This window comes from Blautia sp. AM42-2 (assembly GCF_003480245.1).
In the GTDB taxonomy this organism is placed as follows: Bacteria; Bacillota; Clostridia; order Lachnospirales; family Lachnospiraceae; genus Fusicatenibacter; species Fusicatenibacter saccharivorans.
Map to the genome: position 1 here is coordinate 1 of NZ_QUIM01000041.1, position 805 is coordinate 805.

Here is an 805-nt window from a genome sequence, read left to right on the forward strand (position 1 = left end):
TTCGGGTCTACTCTTACTGACTTCACGCCCTCTTAAGACTTGGTTTCCCTTCGGCTCCGTACCTATAGTACTTAACCTTGCCAGTAAACGTAACTCGCCGGACCGTTCTACAAAAAGTACGCGGTTGTGCACATAAGGCACTTCCACAGCTTGTAAACACAGGGTTTCAGGTTCTCTTTCACTCCCCTCCCGGGGTCCTTTTCACCTTTCCTTCACAGTACTATGCGCTATCGGTCACTGAGGAGTATTTAGCCTTGGAGGGTGGTCCCTCCTGCTTCCCACAAGGTTTCCCGTGTCTCGTGGTACTCTGGATCCTGCCAGCCTCTCTTCAATTTCGCCTACGGGATTTTCACCCTCTCTGATCAGATTTCCCAAAACTGTTCGGCTATTGATTCGAGTACCTTATGCAGTCCACAACCCCGCGGTGCACGCACCACGGTTTGGGCTCTTTCCATTTCGCTCGCCGCTACTTTGGAAATCGAGGTTTCTTTCTTCTCCTCGGGGTACTTAGATGTTTCAGTTCCCCCGGTTCCCTTCCATACGTTATGGATTGGCGTATGGATACTTGAGGTCTGCTCAAGTGGGTTTCCCCATTCGGATATCTCCGGATCAATGGATATTTGCTCCTCCCCGAAGCTTTTCGCAGCTTATCACGTCCTTCATCGGCTCTCAGTGCCAAGGCATCCACCCTGCGCTCTTAATGCTTGACCTGTATTCTTGGTCCGCTGCCATCATAGCGTTGATGACAGGCTTTTGTGTTCTCTGCTTTAAAAGCAATTGATTCAATAATCTTTCGATTATCTCT

The 805-nt window shown here is 49.6% G+C and carries 1 rRNA gene; it reads right to left on the reverse strand.

The features are described 5' to 3' along the window. A 23S ribosomal RNA gene (locus DW915_RS15575) occupies nucleotides 1–710 on the reverse strand; the annotation flags it as partial. Nucleotides 711–805: the final 95 nt, after the last annotated feature.